The organism is Amycolatopsis sp. NPDC045836, assembly GCF_056431745.1.
The window spans coordinates 99,858-117,244 of record NZ_JBWKKF010000013.1 but is presented as its reverse complement, the minus strand read 5'-3'; the positions used below and the strand labels follow the sequence as shown (position 1 = coordinate 117,244).

Sequence of the window (17,387 nt, the reverse complement as noted above, 5' to 3'; positions counted from 1 at the left end):
ACCCCCCCACCCCCCCCCCCCCCCCCCCCCCCCTCCCCCCCCCTCCCCCCCCCCCCCCCCCCCCCCCCCCCCCCCCCCCCCCCCCGCGCCCGTGCACCAGGCCACGTACGCTGCCTGTCCATGCCAGAACGGCGTCGCATCGGGGTCATGGGCGGAACCTTCGACCCCGTCCACCACGGGCACCTCGTCGCGGCCAGCGAGGTGCAGTCGCGCTTCGGCCTCGACGAGGTCATCTTCGTGCCGACGGGGCAGCCGTGGCAGAAGTCCGGCCGCGTGGTCACCAGGGCCGAGGACCGGTACCTGATGACGGTGATCGCCACCGCCTCGAACCCGGTGTTCTCGGTCAGCCGGGTGGACATCGACCGCGGTGGCCAGACCTACACCGTGGACACCCTGCGCGACCTGCGGGCCGAGTACCCCGACGACGAACTGCACTTCATCACCGGTGCCGACGCCCTCGAGCAGATCCTCACCTGGCGCAACGCCGAGGAGCTGTTCGACCTGGCCCACTTCATCGGCGTGACGCGGCCCGGTTACCACCTCAACGACCACCACCTGCCCAGCGGCAAGGTGAGCCTGGTCGAGGTGACCGCGATGGCGATCTCGTCCACCGGGTGCCGTGAACGGGTCGGACGCGGCGAGCCGGTCTGGTACCTGGTGCCCGACGGCGTGGTCCGCTACATCGACAAGCGCGGCCTCTACCGCGGTGCCTTGACCGACGCCCTGGACCGGGGGCCCCACTGATCCGGGTACCCTCATCGGGCGCATCCGTTTACCCGAAGGAGCCCTGTTGACCGCCACGTCCGAAGCCCGGGAACTGGCCGTCACCGCCGCACACGCGGCGGCGGACAAGAAGGCGTCGAACGTGGTCGTGCTGGACGTTTCCGACCAGCTCGTCATCACCGACGCCTTCGTGATCGCCTCGGCGCCCAACGAACGGCAGGTCGGCGCGATCGTCGACAACGTCGAGGAGAAGCTGCGCGAAGCCGGGCACAAGCCGGTCCGCCGGGAAGGCGCCAGGGAAGGCCGCTGGGTGCTGCTCGACTTCGTCGACGTCGTGGTGCACGTCCAGCACGACGAGGAGCGCTCGTTCTACGGCCTCGAACGGCTGTGGAAGGACTGCCCGCACATCGAGGTCGACGGCCTGACCCAGGGCAGCGCCACCGGTGCCGGCGGTGCCGATGAGGGACCGGCCGGGGAGCGCCCGTGACCCAGCGGCTGGTGCTGTGGCGGCACGGTGAGACCGACTACAACGCCGCCGGCCGCATGCAGGGGCACCTCGACTCCGCGCTGACCCGGGTGGGCTGGAACCAGGCGCGGTTCGCCGCGCCCGCGCTCGCCCGGTTCTCACCGGAGCTGGTGATCGCCTCCGACCTCCGCCGCGCCACCGACACCGCCACCGTGCTCACCGACGCCATCGGGGTGCCGCTGCGCATCGACAAGCGCCTGCGTGAAACCCACCTCGGCGAGTGGCAGGGCATGACCGGCGCCGAGGTCGACGCCAAGTACCCCGGCGAGCGCGACCGGTGGCGCACCGACGCCACCTGGGCGCCGCCCGGTGGTGAGTCCCGGGTGGACGTGGCCGAGCGCGCCTCCGAGGTGGTCGCGGACCTGGTGGCCGCCGAAACGGGGCACACCGTGCTGCTGGCCGCGCACGGCGGCCTGATCATCGCGCTGACCGCCCGGCTGCTCGGGCTGCCGGTCCAGGTGTGGCCCACGCTCGGCGGCATCGCCAACTGCCACTGGGTGGAGCTGGGGCGCCGCAACCAGATGTGGCGGCTGCACGTGTACAACGCCGGCATCACCGGGTGAGCCCGCGGCTGCTGGTGTTCGGGGACTCGCTGAGCTTCCACGGCCCCGACCACGAGTACGCGGCCGACGAACCCCGCCTCTGGCCGAACCTCGCCGCCGACGCCCTCGGCGGCACCGCCGACCTGGTCGCCGGTTTCGGCTGGAACGCGCGCGACCTGTGGTGGTCGCTGACCGGCGACCCCCGGGTGTGGGCCGATCTGCACCACGCCGACGTGGTGGTCCTGGCCATCGGCAGCATGGACACCCTGCCCTCGCCGCTGCCCACCTACCTGCGCACCGGGCTGCGGTACCTGCGCCCGGACGGCCTGCGCCGCGTCGCCCGGCGCGCCTACCTCGCCGCCCAGCCGCGGCTGGCGGTGGCGTTCCGCGGCAGGCCCGCGGTGCTGCCCGCCGCGTTGACCGTGCGGTACCTGGATCTCTCGGTCGAGGCGCTGCGGACCCTGCGGCCGTCGCTGCCGATCGTCGGCGTGCTGCCGTCGGTGCACCGGGCCGCGTCGTACGGCGGGGTGCACTCGGCGCGTCCCGCCGCCGCGGCCGCGGTGGCCGACTGGGCGCGGCGGCGGGAGGTTCCGGTGCTCGACCTCGCCGAGGTCGTCGGGCCGCACGTGCTCGGCGGGCACGGCAATCCCGACGGCATGCACTGGGGCTGGGCGGGACACGCCGCGGTGGGTGCCGAAATGGCAAAACTCGTCGCCGGGTTGCTGTTCACCGGGGAACCACGCGAGGACCCGTAGGCTGATGCCGTGCCGGTAGCCGTAGTCACGGATTCGACCGCCCATCTGCCGGAGGGTTTCGCCGATCGGCATGCCATCCGGGTGGTGCCCCTGCACGTGCTCATCGACGGGGTGTCCGCACTGGACGGTACCGACGTCGGCCCGGCCGCCCTGGCCAAGGCGCTGGGGCAGCACCGCATCGTCACCACGTCCAGGCCCACCCCCGCCGAATTCGCCACCCAGTTCCGGGACGCGCTGGCCGGCGGTGCCGAGGCGGTGGTCTCGGTGCACCTGTCGCGGGAACTGTCCGGCACCTGGGAGGCCGCCGTGCTGGCCGCGCAGGAGGTCGGGCCGGACAAGGTGCGCATCGTCGATTCGCGCACCACCGCGATGGGGCTCGGATTCGCCGCGCTGCACGCCTCTTCGGCCGCCGCCTCCGGGGCGTCCCCGGCCGAGGTGGAGCAGGCCGCCGTCGAGGCCGCCCGCCGCTCGGAAACGCTCTTCGTGGTGGAAACCCTCGAACACCTCCGCCGCGGTGGCCGCATCGGCTCGGCCGCCGCCCTGCTGGGCACGGCGCTGGCGGTGAAGCCGGTGCTGCACATGTCCGAGGGGCGCATCCTGCCGCTGGAGAAGGTGCGCACGATGAACCGCGCCATGGCGCGCATGGTCGACCTGGCCGTGCGGACCGCCGGCGACGACCCGGTGGAACTCGCCGTGCACCACCTCGCCTCCCCGGAGCGGGCGGTGGAGCTGGCGAACCGCCTGGAGGAGCAGCTGCCGCGCTCGTCGGGCTGCCTGGTCTCGGAACTCGGCGCGGTGATCGGCGCGCACACCGGTCCCGGCGTGCTCGGGGTGGTCGTCCAGCGCCCGGCGTTGCACGCACGGTGATCTTCGCTGCGTAGTGACCTCCTTGTTATGTCCCGTTCGTAACACTGGGTGAGATACTGCCGAAGAGCAAGTAGGCGCGGTGGGCCCGCTCGGGGCCCGGGTCAGGGGATCGCGCGGGTCTACCCAGAAAGGACGATCCCCGGTGACCGACCTGGTGGCGTTCCTGACCGCGATGGTGAACGAACGTCAGAGCCTGATCATGCGGACGGTGCAGAAGGGCAAGGCGGGCGACCAGCTCGACCACGCCGACCTGGCCACCCAGACCGAGATGCGCATCCGCGGCCTCGGCACCGTCGAACTCGAATCGATCAACCGGATGATCCGCGAGGTGGAAGCGACCCGGCTGATCGTCGAAACCCACGAGACCGCGGTGACCGACCGGGTGGCGGGGTTCCCCCTCTACGGCAGTGATTACTGGTGCGAGGTGTGCCACGTCCCCGGTGGTGAACCGGGCAAGAACTGGTGCCGGACGTTGCGGTTGCTGGCTCTGCCCTACGCCGACCACCCGGGGTACCGCCGGGAATGGCGCCCTTGACAACTGGCCGCCGAACGGGCGAACTAGGTATGAGAAGGCTCTTGCTCCGCCCGGCGGCCCTGCCGTGGACGTGGCTCCCCGGTGCACGCCGGTGGGTCACGTCCACGGTGGTTCCGGTTCAGCCGATCGCCGGAACCAGTTCCGCCAGCCTGGGCAGCACACCGTCCCGCCACCCGGGCCCCATGCGTTCGCAGGCGTCGCGCTGACGCTGGTCGTCGAGGTCGAAGCCGGAGTGCTCGAGCAGCAGCCGGGTGCCGTGGCCCTCGGGGACCAGCCGCCAGGTCAGCGTCCAGGTCCCGTTGAAGGTGTAGGCGAACCGTTCGTGCGGCTGCGACTCGATCACCTGGCACGGCACCTCGCCGTACCCCGGCATCCTCAGGTGGAACTCGTGACCGACGTGCTCGGCGATGTCCCCGGGTGCCCACCACTTCGCGTGCAGGTCGGGATCGGTCAGCGCCCGCCACACCTTGGCCGGTGGGGCGGCCATGAACTGGTCGACGGTGATGGTGCCGGTACGGGTGTAGGTCATGGTGCTTCGTCCTCTTCTTCCACGAGTTCCGCCATGGTGCGCAGCCGCTCGCGCCAGAACCGCTCGAACGGGTGCAGCCAGTCGCCGACCTGCGCCAGCGGCGCCGGTTCGAGGTGGTAGAAGCGTTGCCGCCCCACCGGTTCGTCGCGGACGAGCGCTGCCTGGCGAAGGATCTTCAGGTGCTCGGCCACGGACGGACGGCTCATCTCGAACTGCGCCGCCAGATCCCCGGCCGTCCGCGGCCCGTCCGCCAGCAACTCCAGCAGGCGACGCCGGGCCGGACTCGCCAGCGCGAGAAAGACTGCATCGGACATGCCCGGGAGAATATGTAGGCTAGAGCCGACATGTCAACTATCGCCTACATGTTTTCCGTCGCTCAGCGCCCACGGCGGAGCACGGCCGGACCGCCGTCGTGGAGGAACACGGCGGTGTCACCGTCGGTGTCGGTTCGCGTCAGCAGGGCACCTCCCTTGCCCAGATTGTCCATTGTGGATTGGCTCGGATGGCCGTACGAGTTCCCGGCGCCCACGCTGACCACGGCGATCCGCGGGCCGACCGCGGCCAGGAACGCGGGCAGCGAGTACCGCGAGCCGTGGTGCGGCACCTTCAGGATGTCGGCCTGGAGGTCCTCCTTCGCTGCCAGCAGATCCGCTTGGGCGGCCAGTTCGACGTCACCGGTGAGCAGTACTCGTCCCGCGCTGGTGTGGCCTCTGAGCACCAGCGAACTGTTGTTGATCAGCGTGCCGTCCTTCTCCGCCCCGGCGCGGGTGGTGACGTGCCGCGGACCGAGCACGTCGAGACCCAGCCCCGGCCACTCCAGCCGCTGCCCGACCGGCAGTTCCACCAGCGGCACCCCCTGCGCCCCGGTCACCTCGGCGACCTCGTCCCAAGCCCAGCGCGGTGCCCGCCCGGCCCCCACGGCCACCGCGCCCACGGTCCTGCCTTCGAACACCGAGGCCAAGCCACCCACGTGATCCGCGTGCAGGTGGCTCAGCACCAGCAACGCCACCCTGTCCACCCCGAGCCGGTCGAGGCAGCGGTCCACCGGCCCCGGCTCCGGCCCGGTGTCCACCACGACGGCCCGCCCGGGCTCAGCGGTGGCCAGCACGATGGCGTCGCCTTGGCCGACGTCACAGGCCACCACCGCCCATCCCGGTGGCGGCCACGGCGGCGCCAGCACCCGGGCGGGCGCCGTCGTCAGCAGGACGAGCACCAGCCCGGCCGCGAGCACCAGCCGCACCCTGGCGAACCGGAACACCACCAGCAGCACACCGACCACGAGGGCGGCCAGCAGCCCACCCCACCAGCCCGGCGGCCAGGCCAGCACCGCACCGGGTACCGCCGACGCCTCCCGGGCCACCAGGATCAGCCAGCTCGCCTCCGGCCCGGCCAGCCGCACCAGCAGTTCCGCCGCAGCGGGCCACACCGTGCCGAGCACCGTCGCCAGTACCCCGAGAATGGTCGCCGGGGCGACCACCGGAGCGGCCAGCAGGTTCGCCACCACCGCCACCAGGCTCAGCTCACCCGCCATGCCCGCGAGGATCGGCGCGGTCACCGCGAACGCCGCCACCGGCACCGCCAGCCACTCGGCCGGCCAGGACGGCACCCCGCGGCGAGCGAGTGCGGCCGCCCAGCGCGGAGCCAGCAACACCAGCCCCGCCGTCGCCACCACGGACAGCGCGAAGCCGAAGCTGGCCGCCATCGCCGGGTCGTACAGCACCAGGCCGGTCACCGCCGCCGCCAACGCCGGAAGCGCCGTACCACGACGGCCGAGCGCCAGCGCCAGCAACCCGACCGCCCCCATCACCCCGGCCCTCAGCACGCTGGGTTCGGGCCCGGTGATCACCATGTACCCGGCGAGAGCCGCGCCCGCGCCCGCCGCCGACACCACCGGCCCGAGCCGCAGCAGCCGGAGCAGCAGCAGTACCGCACCGCACACGATGGTCACGTTCGTACCGCTGACCGCCGTCAGGTGCGACAGGCCCGCATCGCGGAACTCGTCCTCGACCCGCCGTGACATGCCGCTGGTGTCGCCGACGGCCAGTCCGGGCAGCAGCCCGGCGGGCTCCTCGTCGAGCACACCGGACGCTTCCCGGAGCCCGGCCCGCATCGACGCCGCCGCTCGCTGCCACCACGGCGGCGGCTCGGTGACCTCCCGCGGTGGCCCTCGTACCCGGAGCGCCGCCACGGTCATTTCGGCCGGCCGCCCCGGGGCCAGGGACCCCGAAGCCGTCACCTGCTGCCCTGGCAGCAGATCGGACCACCCGTCCAGCGCGGCGAGCAGCACCACCCGGCCGGTCGACGGCACCGCCTGCCCATCGACCGTCGCCCCGGTGACCTCAGCCGGAATCACCACCGCACTCGTACCACCTGCCCTTCCCGCGTAACCGGCCGAACGGATCGGCCGTGGTCTTTCGGTGACCGTCACCCGGAGCACCGCCGGTACACCCCGATCCGCCGCGGGGCGCATCGGATCTTCCTGCGCGTGGTGCAGCCGCGGCGTCACCACGACCGCCACCACCGCACCAAAACCCAGCAATGCCGGCAAAAGCGCGCGCAGCCGCTCACCGTTCCCACCCCGGCGACGCGTGCGCACCAGCCCACCGGCTGCCGCGATCGCGACCCCGGCGCCGACCACGACCGTCAGCCACCAGCCGAGCAGCAGCCCGCCGAGCGTGCCGAGCCAGACGGTGAGCGCGGCCGGTACCAGCCGCAGGTCGTGTGCGGCCGGCCCCGGGTTCACCGCCGGATCGGCGGCCGGGGTCATTGCACGGTCACCTGGTCACGCAGGCGCGAGAACCGCGTTTCGCCGATCCCTTCCACTTCACGGAGTTGCTCGACCGCGGTGAAGCGGCCGTGCTGGTTGCGCCAGTCGAGAATGCGTTGCGCGGTCACTTCGCCCACACCGGGCAGATCGTCGAGCTGGGCCAGGCTCGCGGTGTTGAGGTCGACCTTGACCGGAGGCCCGGCGCCGGGGGAAGCCGGCGCCGGACCCTGGGCCTGTGGTGGCGCCCCCACATCCAGTTGCTCGCCGTCGGTGAGGCGGCGAGCCAGGTTCACGGTGGCGAGATCGGTCTCGGGCAGCACGCCACCGGCGGCTCGCACCGCGTCCGCGACCCTGGCCCCGGCGGGCAGCGTGACCAGGCCCGGCCGGACGACCTTGCCGATCACGCTCACCACCAGTTCGCCGGTGGCGCTCGGCGGCGAGCTGGTGGCGGCCGGTGCGGCCCGCGCCATGGGCAACGGCGGGGCGCGCTCCGGCTCCGGTTCGCCGTCGAACAGCAGAACCGAGGCGAGCACGACCACGAACACGCCGAACACGGCGAGCGCGATCGTGGCGCGTTGCTTGACCGGACTGCCGCGTGCTTTCGGCAGCCAGCGCGTGACCTTCCCGTGGGCGCGGTCGCGCTGGACCCGGGCCGCCAACTCGGCGACGTCGGGCTTGGGCTCCTCGGAGGTCGGTGCTCCGGGAGAGAGGGTTGTTTGGCTTCGCTCGAACACACAAGCGACGTTAAGTGGACTGGGCGGGGGAGGACAGGGCAATTCGGCGAGCTGTGGACAACTGGGCGGCTGTGGACAACTCGGTTGGCGGCCGGCGCGGATGTGGTATTCAAGAAAAGGTGCACTGCTCAGAGGTGGCTGGGCGGCGGCGGGCTTGTTCTTCGGATGACTGGACGGCGACTCGATATTTCTTTGTGGCCGGACGGAACCCGGCTGGTGTGACGGCAAGTGGACGCGGTCGGCGAGCTGTGGAAGTAGCTGAACTCGGTGGAAAAACGGAGGGGGTGGTGTGCGCGATAGGGAGTGGGTGGGCCGGTCAGGGAACGGAAGGTTGGTGCGCATGGAGGTGCGGACATGAATGTGGCCTCCGGAGCTTTGCTCCGAAGGCCACGGTCGAGCCGGAATGGAAAGGAGGTTACTTCGCGAGGGCTTCGCGGACCGCGTCGGCGGAGGCGGGGACGGTGGCGCGGGGGCCGATCTTGCCTTCGACCGCGTCGAGGGTCTTGAGGCCGTCGCCGGTGATGAGGAGGACGGTTTCCTCGTCCGGGTTCAGCTTCCCGGCTTCGACGAGCTTCTTCGCGGTCGCCACGGTGACGCCGCCGGCGGTTTCGGTGAAGATGCCTTCGGTGCGGGCCAGCAACCGGATGCCTTCGACCACCTCTTCGTCGCTGACGTCCTCGATGGCGCCGCCGGTGCGGTTGACCACGTCCAGCACGTACGGGCCGTCGGCCGGGTTGCCGATGGCCAGCGAGCGGGCGATGGTGTCCGGCTTGACCGGCTGCACCACGTCGTGCCCGGCGCGGAACGCGGCCGACACCGGCGAGCAGCCGGTGGCCTGCGCGCCGAAGACCTTGTACGGCGACTGCTCGACCAGGCCGAGTTCACCCAGCTCGCGGAAACCCTTGTCCACCTTGGTCAACTGAGAACCGGAGGCGATCGGCACGACGATCTGCTGCGGCAGCCGCCAGCCCAGCTGCTCGGCCACCTCGAAGGCGAGCGTCTTCGAGCCCTCGGAGTAGTACGGCCGCACGTTGACGTTGACGAACGCCCAGTTCTCGTTCTCCGAGGCCAGTTGCGTGGCCAGGCGGTTGACGTCGTCGTAGTTGCCGTCCACCGCGATCAGCGCGCCGTCGTACACCGCGGTGGTGAGGATCTTGGCCCGCTCCAGGGTTTTCGGGACCAGCACGACCGACTCCCAGCCCGCGCGGGCCGCGGCGGCGGCCACGGCGTTGGCCAGGTTGCCGGTGGACGGGCAGGCCAGCACGTTGAAGCCGAACTCGCGGGCGGCGGCCAGCGCCACCGCGACCACGCGGTCCTTGAACGAGTGGGTGGGGTTGCCGGTGTCGTCCTTGACCCAGACTCGCTTGAGCCCCAAGGCTTTCGCGAGCCGGTCGGCACGCACCAGCCGGGTACAGCCGGGCTCGGTGTTGGGGATCTCTTCGACGTTCGACGGCACCGGCAGCAGGCTCTTGTAGCGCCAGATGTTGCGCGGGCCCTTCTCGATGTCCTCGCGGCGCACGCGGCCGAAGTCGTAGGCGACCTCGAGCGGGGAGAAGTCCTCGGCGGAGACGAACTCGGGTGCCAGCGGCTGGCGGTGCCCCTCTTCCTTCGACACCAGTTCGGCGGCCGGGCCGAGGTCCAGGGTGCGCTTGGTCGTGCGGAGGGTGGCAGTCATCGCGAGGTCCTTCCTCATCTGCCCCACGGGTGTGGGCCGGAATTGGCACCGTGCTCGTCAGCTACCTCGCGGAATCGAGATGACAGGCTGACGCCGGTTGCCGGGGCTTCTTCGGGCCGTATCCCTCTGCCCCTCTGGATGAGCGTTATGCGGTTGTCGGCCCGCGCTCGGCGCGGTGCCTCGCCAACACCGTACGGCATTCCGGCACGAGCTCGCGACCACCTCACCGTGCCGGGCTAGTGGCCGACGGGCGTGGCAGGATCGTGCGGGTGACCGACGCAGCCGCTCTCCACCTCGTGCTCGGCGAAGAAGAACTGCTCATCGAGCGGGCGATTCGAGCCGCTCTCGAGGCCGCCCGGAGCACCGATCCGGCGGCCGACCTGACCCGGCTCAAAGTGTCCGAACTCACAGCTCCGATGCTCGCGGAACTGGTCAGTCCGTCGCTGTTCAGCGAGGGACGCGTGATCGCGATCGACGGCGCGCAGGACGCCTCGCAGGAGATCGGCGACGCGATCCTGGCCTATGTCAAGGATCCCGCCGACGGCGTGGTGCTGGTCGTCGTGCACACCGGCGGGGGGCGGACGAAGGCGGGCAAGGCGCTGCCCGCGGCGTTGCGCAAGGCCGGGGCACAGGTGGTCGAATGCCCGAAGATCACCAAGCCCGCCGAGCGGGAAGCGTTCGTGCGCAACGAGGTCCGGCAGGCGGGCGGCAAGATCGACGCCGCCGGGGTGATGGCGCTGATCGACTCGGTCGGCTCGGACCTGCGGGAATTGTCCTCGGCGGCGACGCAGCTGGTGGCCGACTCCGGCGGCAAGGTCGACGAGCAGGCCGTGCGGCGCTACCACCGCGGGCGGGCCGACGTGACGGGGTTCGCGGTGGCGGAGAAGGCCGTCTCGGGGGATCGCGCCGCGGCGCTGGAAGCGGTGCGCTGGGCGATGCAGATCGGGGTGCCGCACGTGCTGGTGGCCGACGCGCTGGCCGACGCGGTGCGCACCATCGCGCGGGTGGCGGGGGCGGGACGCGGGAACCCGAACTCGATGGCGGGGGAGCTGGGCATGCCGCCGTGGAAGATCCGGAAGGCGCAGGGGCAGGTGCGCGGCTGGGGAGCTGACGGCCTGGCCGACGCGATGCGCGTCGTCGCGAAGCTGAACGCCGACGTGAAGGGCGCGGCGGCTGACCCCGACTACGCCCTGGAACGCGCGGTGCTGGAGATCGCGGCCGCGAAGGACCGCCGTTGAGGTGGACGGCGGTCCGGTGCTGGCAGGCGGGCGCGTGCTGGGGAGGTGGCCCCGGCTGGGTGGGATCGGCTGTGACCGGGTCGGGTTGGGCTGAAGGCTGAGTGGACGAAGGGACGTATTCCGGGCTGCGCGTCGGGGCGAGGATGGTTCTTGAGGTGGGTCAGGTTTCGCTGAAGCGGGCCAGGGCGCGGATCTTGTTGGTGGCGTCCAGGGCAGCGACCTTGTACGCCTCCGACAGGGTGGGGTAGTTGAACACCGTGTCGACCAGGTAGTCGACGGTGCCACCGCAGCCCATGACGGCTTGTCCGATGTGGACCAGGTCGGTCGCCCCGGTGCCGAAGACGTGGACGCCGAGCAGGGTGCGGTCCTCCGTGGAGACCAGCAGCTTGAGCATGCCGTACGAGTCGCCGGCTATCTGGCCTCGCGCCAGTTCGCGGTATCGGGCGGTACCGATCTCGTACGGGACCGACGAGGAGGTCAGCTCGGCCTCGGTCGCACCGCAGTAGGAGATCTCCGGAATGGTGTAGATGCCGATCGGCTGCAGGGCGGCCAGTTCGTTCGCCGGCTCGCCGAAGGCGTGGTACGCGGCCAGCCTGCCCTGGTCCATCGACGTCGCGGCCAGCGCCGGGAAGCCGATCACATCGCCGACGGCGTAGATGTGCGGGACCGCCGTGCGGTAGTGGTCGTCGACGGTCAGCCGTCCGCGCTTGCCGGCGGTGAGACCGGCGTGCTCCAGGCCGAGGTCGTCGGTCATGCCCTGCCGCCCCGCCGAGTACATCACCGCCTCGGCCGGGATGCGCTTTCCGCTGGCCAGCGACGTCACCGTGGCGTGCTCGCCGACCGCCACGTCCACCACCTTCTCGCCGAACCGGAAGGTCACCGCCAGGTCCCGCAGGTGGAACTTCAGCGATTCGACGATCTCCGGGTCGCAGAAGTCCAGCATCCGCTCGCGCTGCTCGACCACGGTGACCCGGCAGCCGAGCGCGGCGAACATCGAGGCGTACTCGATGCCGATCACCCCGGCCCCGACCACCACCAGTGACGTCGGGATGCGGTCGAGGCTCAGGATCTCGTCGGAGTCGAGCACGCGTTCCTCGTCGAAGTCGACCTCCGGTGGGCGGGCCGGCCGGGTGCCGGTGGCGATCACCACGTACTCGCCGGTCAGCGACGTCCGCTCACCGCGTGGCCCGCCCTCCACCGCGACGGTGTGCGGATCGGTGAACCGGCCGAGGCCGCTGACCAGGTGCACCCCGTTGCGCTGCAGTTGCGCGCGCACCACCTCGACCTCGCGCCCGATCACGTGCTGCGTGCGCGCCATCAGGTCGGTGATGGTGATGTCCTGCTTGACCCGGTAACTGGCCCCGTACAGCTCGCGCTGGCTCATCCCGGTCAGGTAGTGCACCGCTTCGCGCAGCGTTTTGGAAGGGATCGTTCCGGTCTGGACGCAGACCCCGCCGATCATGTCGTGGCGGTCGACCACCGCCACGCGCTTGCCGAGCTTGGCCGCGGCGATCGCGGCCTTCTGCCCGCCGGGGCCGGAGCCGATGACGATCAGGTCGTAGTCGTAGGCACTTCCATAGGCGCTCACGCCGCACAGCCTGCCCCATCGGAGCCCCGAGCACACGGAAAAGCCCCCGGTCGACCAGCGCACCGGGGGCTTTTCCGAAGCCGGGGTCAGAGCGAGTTGACCCGCTTGGCCATGGCCGACTTCTTGTTCGCGGCCTGGTTGGCGTGCAGCACACCCTTGGTGGCGGCCTTGTCCAGCTTGCGCGCGGCCTCGCGCTGGGCCTCGGCGGCCTTGGCCTTGTCACCGGAGTCCGCGGCCTCGCGGAACTTGCGGATCGCGGTCTTCACCGAGGACCGGATCGCCTGGTTGCGCTGACGCGCCTTCTCGTTGGTCTTGATGCGCTTCATCTGCGACTTGATGTTGGCCATACCGGCGCTCCTCTGGGTCCTTCTGGTGGTTTCGCCGCCGCGACCGGGTGGCCCCGCGAAACGCGGGTTTCCTCCATGACGGAATGCCGCGCGGCAACGAGCGAAAAGCCTAACACCCCTGCTCAGCGGGCCCGTCGGCGGGCGGTAGGTTGACCACCGGTGAACGTGACGGCCCTGCTCCTGGTGCTCGGTGCGGCCGTGGTGCACGCCGGGTGGAACCTCGCGGCGAAGCGGGTGGCCGACGGCGGGGCGCGGTTCGTCTTCCTCTACTACACCGTGACGGCGGTGGTGTTCGCGCCGGTCGCGGTGGTCTCGTTGCTGGTCGCCGGGCCACGTCCGCAGTGGAGCTGGCTGGCGGCGGCGGCCGGGACCGCGGTGCTGCACGTCGCGTACGGCATCGTGCTGCAGCGCGGTTACGCGGTCGGCGACCTGTCCGTGGTCTATCCGCTGGCCAGGGGCAGCGGGCCGCTGCTGGCGGTGCTGGCCGCGGTGCTCGTGCTCGGTGAACGGCCCGGCTGGCTCGGCCTGCTCGGCGCGGTGCTGGTGGTCATCGGGGTGCTGGTCATCGGCAGCGGCGGCGGGGCGGGCGATCCGCGGCAACGCCGCGCGAGCTTCTGCTACGGCCTGCTCACCGGCGCCGCGATCGCCGGGTACACGCTGTGGGACGCGCATTCGGTGACCACCCTGGCCGTGCCGCCGCTGGTCTACTTCAGCCTCGGCGCGGTGCTGCAGAGCGCGCTGCTGGCGCCGTACGCCCTGCGTGGCGCGGCCACGGGCGGGCTGTGGCGGCGGTACCGGCGGGAGGTGCTGCTGGTCGGGGTGCTTTCGCCGGTGGCCTACCTGCTCGTGCTGTTCGCCATGCGGCTGGCGCCGGTGAGCCTGGTCGCACCCGCCCGTGAGCTGAGCATCGTGCTCGGTGGCCTGGCCGGGTGGCTGGTGCTGGGCGAAGCCGACCCGCTGCGCCGCTTGCTCGGGTCCGGCATCGTGCTGGCCGGCATCGGTGCCATTGCGGTGGCGTGAGCCCACCGGTAGGCAGGAACGCATGGAAGTTCTGAGCAGCCGCGTCCTGCTGATGCCGAAGGACCTCGAGGTCTCCACCGCCTTCTACCGCGACACCCTCGGCCTGGCGATCTACCGGGAGATCCCGATCGGCACCATCTTCTTCCTCGGCGGCGGCCTCCTCGAGGTGGTCGGCCGCGGGGAGACCGGCCCGACCCCGGACGTGGCGTTCTGGCTGCAGGTCCGCGACCTGCCCGCGACGCTGGCCGAACTGGCGGCCAAGGGCGTCGAGCCGGTGCGCGAGGCCCGCCGTGAACCGTGGGGCCTGGACGAAGCCTGGATCGCCGACCCAGACGGCACCCGGATCGTGCTGGTCGAGGTTCCGGCGGGGCACCCGCTGCGCACCGACGTCCGGGACCACTCGAAGGACTGAGCCACCCTCAGGTGCGGTTGTGCACCGGAAGTCAAGGAAGTGTGGTCCCTGCGTCAAGAACACCGGTGTTTTCCGTGGCAATTTGGAATCGCGGCGGAAAACGATGACCGGGACGGCTTCGGCGGACGCCGGTGCGGCGGCGGCCGCGTACTGCATGCTCACCACCGACCCCGTTCGCTACGCGTGTGCCGGCAACGCGGCTGATGCGCGGCAGGAAGCGGGCATCCCGGGTGGTCACGGCACCGCGTATGCCCACCCTTCCGGAGGAACCTGGAACAACAAGTTCAGCTCGGTGGGAGCGTTCAGCCAGTGCGACGTGAAATTGCGCGATCCCATCGGCCTCGGAGAGCCTTCGTCGGTCTGGATCGACCACGCGGCCGATCTGCTGAACGTCGGCAGCGGCTGGCGCAACCGCGCTGGTTCGTTCCGGGTGTCGTGAGGGCCGGGAACTAGGCGCGGATCGCGCGCAGCTGCGCCGCGCGGGCGGCCAGCGGTCCCGGCGGATCCCACACCCAGGTCTGCAGGTCGGTGAACCCCGCGCCGGTCACCTCGGCGGCGAGTTCGTGCCTGCTCACGGGGAGCCACTTCTCGTGGGCGGAGAGCACGAGCTTGCCGCCGGGGCGCAGCACCCGGCGCAGCTCGGTGAACCCGGCCGCGCGGTCCGGCCACAGCTGCGCGTTGTTCACCGAGATGACCACGTCGACGGAGCTGTCGTCGAGACCGGTCTCCGCGGCGGAGCCGAGGTGCAGCTCCACGTTCCGCGTGCCTTCGCAGCGCTCGGCGCACAGCTCCAGCATCTCGGCGGACGGGTCGACCCCGATCACCCGGGCGGCCCGGCCGGCGGCGGCGAGCACGCCGACGCCCGGCCCCGGCCCGATGACCAGCACCGATTCGCCCTCGGTGAGCCGGGCGACGGCCACCACGTGCCGTTCGGTCGCCGCGTTGCCGGTGGCCATCAGCCAGCCGCCGACCCGGCCGAGCAGCCCGCGCGGGTGGCCGAAGGCCCGGTCCAGGACTTGTTCGAGGGAAGCGCTCATACCTTCGATGTCAACACGGAGCGCAGCCGGTCGCATCGGGGATCGCCCGGAGATGAGCACTGGTCAACCGCGTCGGTGACCCTTCATGGGACGATGGGGGGACCGAATCCCGACCCATGCCGAGGACCAGTCACTGTGACGTTCGCCGACACCACCTTCACCCCGCCGGAGCTGATCCGAAACTTCTGCATCATCGCGCACATCGACCACGGGAAGTCCACCCTGGCCGACCGGATGCTGCAGCTCACCGGCGTGGTCGAGGAGCGGGCGATGCGCGCGCAGTACCTCGACCGGATGGACATCGAACGGGAACGCGGCATCACCATCAAGGCGCAGAACGTGCGGCTGCCGTGGCAGGTCGACGGGCAGGACCACGTGCTGCACCTGATCGACACCCCGGGCCACGTGGACTTCACCTACGAGGTCTCCCGCGCGCTGGAGGCCTGCGAGGGGGCGATCCTGCTGGTCGACGCCGCGCAGGGGATCGAGGCGCAGACCCTGGCCAACCTGTACCTGGCGCTGGAGAACAACCTCCAGATCATCCCGGTGCTGAACAAGATCGACCTGCCCGCCGCCGAGCCGGACAAGTACGCCGCCGAGCTGGCGCACATCATCGGCTGCGAGCCCGCCGACGTGCTGCGGGTTTCGGCGAAGACCGGCCAGGGCGTGCGCGAGCTGCTGGACGAAGCGGTGCGGCAGGTCCCGCCGCCGGTCGGTGACGCCGACGCCCCGCCGCGCGCGATGATCTTCGACTCGGTCTACGACACCTACCGCGGTGTGGTCACCTACATCCGCGTGGTCGACGGCAAGATCACCCCGCGGCAGAAGATCAAGATGATGTCCACCGGGGCCACCCACGAACTGCTCGAGGTCGGCATCATCTCGCCGGAGCCGAAGGCCAGCGCCGGGCTGGGCGTCGGCGAGGTGGGGTACCTGATCACCGGGGTGAAGGACGTCCGCCAGTCCAAGGTCGGCGACACGGTGACCTCCGAGCGCAAGGGCGCCGAGCAGCCGCTGGCCGGGTACCGCGAGCCGAAGCCGATGGTCTACTCCGGGCTGTACCCGGTCGACGGCTCGGACTACCCGGTGCTGCGCGAGGCGCTGGAGAAGCTGCAGCTCAACGACGCCGCGCTGACCTACGTGCCGGAGACCTCGGTGGCGCTGGGCTTCGGCTTCCGCTGCGGTTTCCTCGGGCTGCTGCACCTGGAGATCACCCGCGACCGCCTCGAGCGCGAGTTCGGCCTCGACCTGATCTCCACCGCGCCGAACGTGGTCTACCAGGTGTACCTGGAGGACGGCAGCGAGGTGACGGTGACCAACCCGTCGGACTGGCCGACCGGGATGAAGATCGCCGAGGTGCACGAGCCGCTGAGCAAGGTCACGGTGATCGCGCCGTCGGAGTTCATCGGCGCGATCATGGAGCTGTGCCAGAGCAAGCGCGGGCAGCTGCTCGGCATGGACTACCTGTCCGAGGAGCGGGTGGAGCTGCGGTACAACCTGCCGCTGGCGGAGATCATCTTCGACTTCTTCGACTCGCTGAAGTCACGCACCCGCGGGTACGCCTCGCTGGACTACGAAGAGGCCGGCGAGCAGGCGGCCGACCTGGTCAAGGTCGACATCATGCTGCAGGGCGAGACGGTGGACGCGTTCTCCGCGATCGTGCACAAGGACGCCGCGTACGCCTACGGCAACAAGATGGCCACGCGGCTGCGCGAGCTGATCCCGCGCCAGCAGTTCGAGGTGCCGATCCAGGCGGCCATCGGCTCGCGGATCATCGCCCGCGAGACCATCCGCGCCATCCGCAAGGACGTGCTCGCCAAATGCTACGGCGGTGACATCTCGCGGAAGCGGAAGCTGCTGGAGAAGCAGAAGGAAGGCAAGAAGCGGATGAAGACGGTCGGCCGGGTGGAGGTCCCGCAGGAGGCCTTCGTCGCCGCGCTGTCCACCGACGACACCTCCTCCGACAAGGGCAAGGGCAGGAAGTGACTCCGGCGGGGGGGGGGGGGGGGGGGGGGGGGGGAGAGGAGAAAGGGGGGGGGGGGGGGGGGAGGGGAGCAGAACGACCCCACCCCCCTCTATGTGGCGCGCTCCC

19 protein-coding genes and 1 riboswitch are annotated in these 17,387 nt (G+C 71.2%); of the genes, 11 read left to right on the top strand and 8 right to left on the bottom strand.

From position 1 onward, the window contains the following. Nucleotides 1-120: 120 nt before the first annotated feature. The 6 genes from nadD (at nucleotide 121) to AC07EG_RS24810 (ending at nucleotide 3,948) form a co-directional block, all read left to right on the top strand. Nucleotides 121-744, top strand: a complete 624-nt coding sequence (gene nadD / locus AC07EG_RS24835; RefSeq protein ID WP_478255568.1) for a nicotinate-nucleotide adenylyltransferase — start codon at nucleotides 121-123, stop codon at nucleotides 742-744. A gap of 46 nt (nucleotides 745-790) precedes the next feature. Continuing rightward, a complete protein-coding gene (gene rsfS, locus AC07EG_RS24830) occupies nucleotides 791-1,210 on the top strand; it encodes a ribosome silencing factor (protein ID WP_478255567.1) in 420 nt (139 codons plus the stop codon). Further along, the gene (locus tag AC07EG_RS24825) at nucleotides 1,207-1,812 is read left to right on the top strand and encodes a histidine phosphatase family protein (RefSeq protein ID WP_478255566.1); all 606 of its coding nucleotides are present in this window, start codon (nucleotides 1,207-1,209) and stop codon (nucleotides 1,810-1,812) included. Before rsfS ends, AC07EG_RS24825 begins: the two co-directional genes overlap by 4 nt. Further along, entirely contained in the window at nucleotides 1,809-2,546 is a 738-nt protein-coding gene (gene octT / locus AC07EG_RS24820) for a diglucosylglycerate octanoyltransferase (RefSeq protein WP_478255565.1), read from the top strand. Before AC07EG_RS24825 ends, octT begins: the two co-directional genes overlap by 4 nt. Before the next feature lie 9 nt (nucleotides 2,547-2,555). Further along, entirely contained in the window at nucleotides 2,556-3,413 is an 858-nt protein-coding gene (locus AC07EG_RS24815) for a DegV family protein (protein ID WP_478255564.1), read from the top strand. Nucleotides 3,414-3,555: 142 nt separating this feature from the next. Beyond that, nucleotides 3,556-3,948 (top strand): DUF6221 family protein, encoded by a 393-nt coding sequence (locus AC07EG_RS24810; protein WP_478255563.1) that lies wholly within the window; start codon nucleotides 3,556-3,558, stop codon nucleotides 3,946-3,948. Between the two features lie 118 nt (nucleotides 3,949-4,066). Here AC07EG_RS24810 and AC07EG_RS24805 read toward each other — a convergent pair whose 3' ends face one another. From AC07EG_RS24805 to thrC, 5 genes are all read right to left on the bottom strand, one after another. Continuing rightward, on the bottom strand, nucleotides 4,067-4,477 hold the full coding sequence (locus AC07EG_RS24805; RefSeq protein WP_478255562.1) for an SRPBCC family protein: 411 nt from the start codon (nucleotides 4,475-4,477) through the stop codon (nucleotides 4,067-4,069). After that, entirely contained in the window at nucleotides 4,474-4,791 is a 318-nt protein-coding gene (locus tag AC07EG_RS24800; RefSeq protein ID WP_478255561.1) for a metalloregulator ArsR/SmtB family transcription factor, read from the bottom strand. The genes AC07EG_RS24805 and AC07EG_RS24800 overlap by 4 nt, the downstream gene beginning before the upstream one ends. Before the next feature lie 62 nt (nucleotides 4,792-4,853). Continuing rightward, entirely contained in the window at nucleotides 4,854-7,244 is a 2,391-nt protein-coding gene (locus tag AC07EG_RS24795) for a ComEC/Rec2 family competence protein (protein ID WP_478255560.1), read from the bottom strand. Next, complete coding sequence (locus AC07EG_RS24790) at nucleotides 7,241-7,903, bottom strand: ComEA family DNA-binding protein (protein ID WP_478255559.1); 663 nt, start codon at nucleotides 7,901-7,903, stop codon at nucleotides 7,241-7,243. Before AC07EG_RS24790 ends, AC07EG_RS24795 begins: the two co-directional genes overlap by 4 nt. 490 nt (nucleotides 7,904-8,393) lie before the next feature. Continuing rightward, on the bottom strand, nucleotides 8,394-9,653 hold the full coding sequence (gene thrC / locus AC07EG_RS24785; RefSeq protein ID WP_478255558.1) for a threonine synthase: 1,260 nt from the start codon (nucleotides 9,651-9,653) through the stop codon (nucleotides 8,394-8,396). An 11-nt stretch (nucleotides 9,654-9,664) separates the two neighbouring features. After that, nucleotides 9,665-9,798, bottom strand: a riboswitch (SAM riboswitch). Between the two features lie 124 nt (nucleotides 9,799-9,922). Between thrC and holA the strand changes: the two genes are divergently transcribed. After that, a complete protein-coding gene (holA, locus tag AC07EG_RS24780; protein WP_478255557.1) occupies nucleotides 9,923-10,891 on the top strand; it encodes a DNA polymerase III subunit delta in 969 nt (322 codons plus the stop codon). 160 nt (nucleotides 10,892-11,051) lie between these two features. Here the strand turns inward: holA and sthA are convergent, their stop codons facing one another. Together sthA and rpsT are read right to left on the bottom strand one after the other, a co-directional pair. Next, nucleotides 11,052-12,479 (bottom strand): Si-specific NAD(P)(+) transhydrogenase, encoded by a 1,428-nt coding sequence (gene sthA / locus AC07EG_RS24775; protein WP_478255556.1) that lies wholly within the window; start codon nucleotides 12,477-12,479, stop codon nucleotides 11,052-11,054. A gap of 86 nt (nucleotides 12,480-12,565) precedes the next feature. Beyond that, a complete protein-coding gene (rpsT, locus tag AC07EG_RS24770; RefSeq protein ID WP_153035025.1) occupies nucleotides 12,566-12,826 on the bottom strand; it encodes a 30S ribosomal protein S20 in 261 nt (86 codons plus the stop codon). 159 nt (nucleotides 12,827-12,985) lie between these two features. Here rpsT and AC07EG_RS24765 point away from each other — a divergent pair, with 159 nt between their 5' ends. The 3 genes from AC07EG_RS24765 (at nucleotide 12,986) to AC07EG_RS24755 (ending at nucleotide 14,697) form a co-directional block, all read left to right on the top strand. Further along, nucleotides 12,986-13,846: an EamA family transporter gene (locus AC07EG_RS24765; RefSeq protein ID WP_478255555.1), complete on the top strand. Its 861-nt coding sequence runs from the start codon at nucleotides 12,986-12,988 to the stop codon at nucleotides 13,844-13,846. A 22-nt stretch (nucleotides 13,847-13,868) separates the two neighbouring features. Further along, on the top strand, nucleotides 13,869-14,258 hold the full coding sequence (locus AC07EG_RS24760; RefSeq protein ID WP_478255554.1) for a VOC family protein: 390 nt from the start codon (nucleotides 13,869-13,871) through the stop codon (nucleotides 14,256-14,258). A gap of 103 nt (nucleotides 14,259-14,361) precedes the next feature. Then, nucleotides 14,362-14,697, top strand: a complete 336-nt coding sequence (locus AC07EG_RS24755) for a hypothetical protein (protein ID WP_478255553.1) — start codon at nucleotides 14,362-14,364, stop codon at nucleotides 14,695-14,697. Between the two features lie 10 nt (nucleotides 14,698-14,707). On the opposite strand, the gene AC07EG_RS24750 is transcribed toward AC07EG_RS24755, so the two are convergent. Then, on the bottom strand, nucleotides 14,708-15,295 hold the full coding sequence (locus AC07EG_RS24750; RefSeq protein WP_478255552.1) for a class I SAM-dependent methyltransferase: 588 nt from the start codon (nucleotides 15,293-15,295) through the stop codon (nucleotides 14,708-14,710). 93 nt (nucleotides 15,296-15,388) lie between these two features. Between AC07EG_RS24750 and lepA the strand changes: the two genes are divergently transcribed. After that, nucleotides 15,389-17,281, top strand: coding sequence for a translation elongation factor 4 (gene lepA, locus AC07EG_RS24745; RefSeq protein WP_478255551.1), 1,893 nt, complete (start codon nucleotides 15,389-15,391; stop codon nucleotides 17,279-17,281). Nucleotides 17,282-17,387 lie beyond the last annotated feature (106 nt).

Excerpts from the sequence above, each read along its gene's own strand:
- rpsT (WP_153035025.1), bottom strand. The coding sequence starts at position 12,826 with ATGGCCAACATCAAGTCGCAGATGAAGCGCATCAAGACCAACGAGAAG.
- AC07EG_RS24755 (WP_478255553.1), top strand. The coding sequence starts at position 14,362 with ATGACCGGGACGGCTTCGGCGGACGCCGGTGCGGCGGCGGCCGCGTAC.
- AC07EG_RS24750 (WP_478255552.1), bottom strand. The coding sequence starts at position 15,295 with ATGAGCGCTTCCCTCGAACAAGTCCTGGACCGGGCCTTCGGCCACCCG.
- lepA (WP_478255551.1), top strand. The coding sequence starts at position 15,389 with ATGGGGGGACCGAATCCCGACCCATGCCGAGGACCAGTCACTGTGACG.
- AC07EG_RS24800 (WP_478255561.1), bottom strand. The coding sequence starts at position 4,791 with ATGTCCGATGCAGTCTTTCTCGCGCTGGCGAGTCCGGCCCGGCGTCGC.
- AC07EG_RS24760 (WP_478255554.1), top strand. The coding sequence starts at position 13,869 with ATGGAAGTTCTGAGCAGCCGCGTCCTGCTGATGCCGAAGGACCTCGAG.
- nadD (WP_478255568.1), top strand. The coding sequence starts at position 121 with ATGCCAGAACGGCGTCGCATCGGGGTCATGGGCGGAACCTTCGACCCC.
- thrC (WP_478255558.1), bottom strand. The coding sequence starts at position 9,653 with ATGACTGCCACCCTCCGCACGACCAAGCGCACCCTGGACCTCGGCCCG.
- AC07EG_RS24795 (WP_478255560.1), bottom strand. The coding sequence starts at position 7,244 with ATGACCCCGGCCGCCGATCCGGCGGTGAACCCGGGGCCGGCCGCACAC.
- AC07EG_RS24805 (WP_478255562.1), bottom strand. The coding sequence starts at position 4,477 with ATGACCTACACCCGTACCGGCACCATCACCGTCGACCAGTTCATGGCC.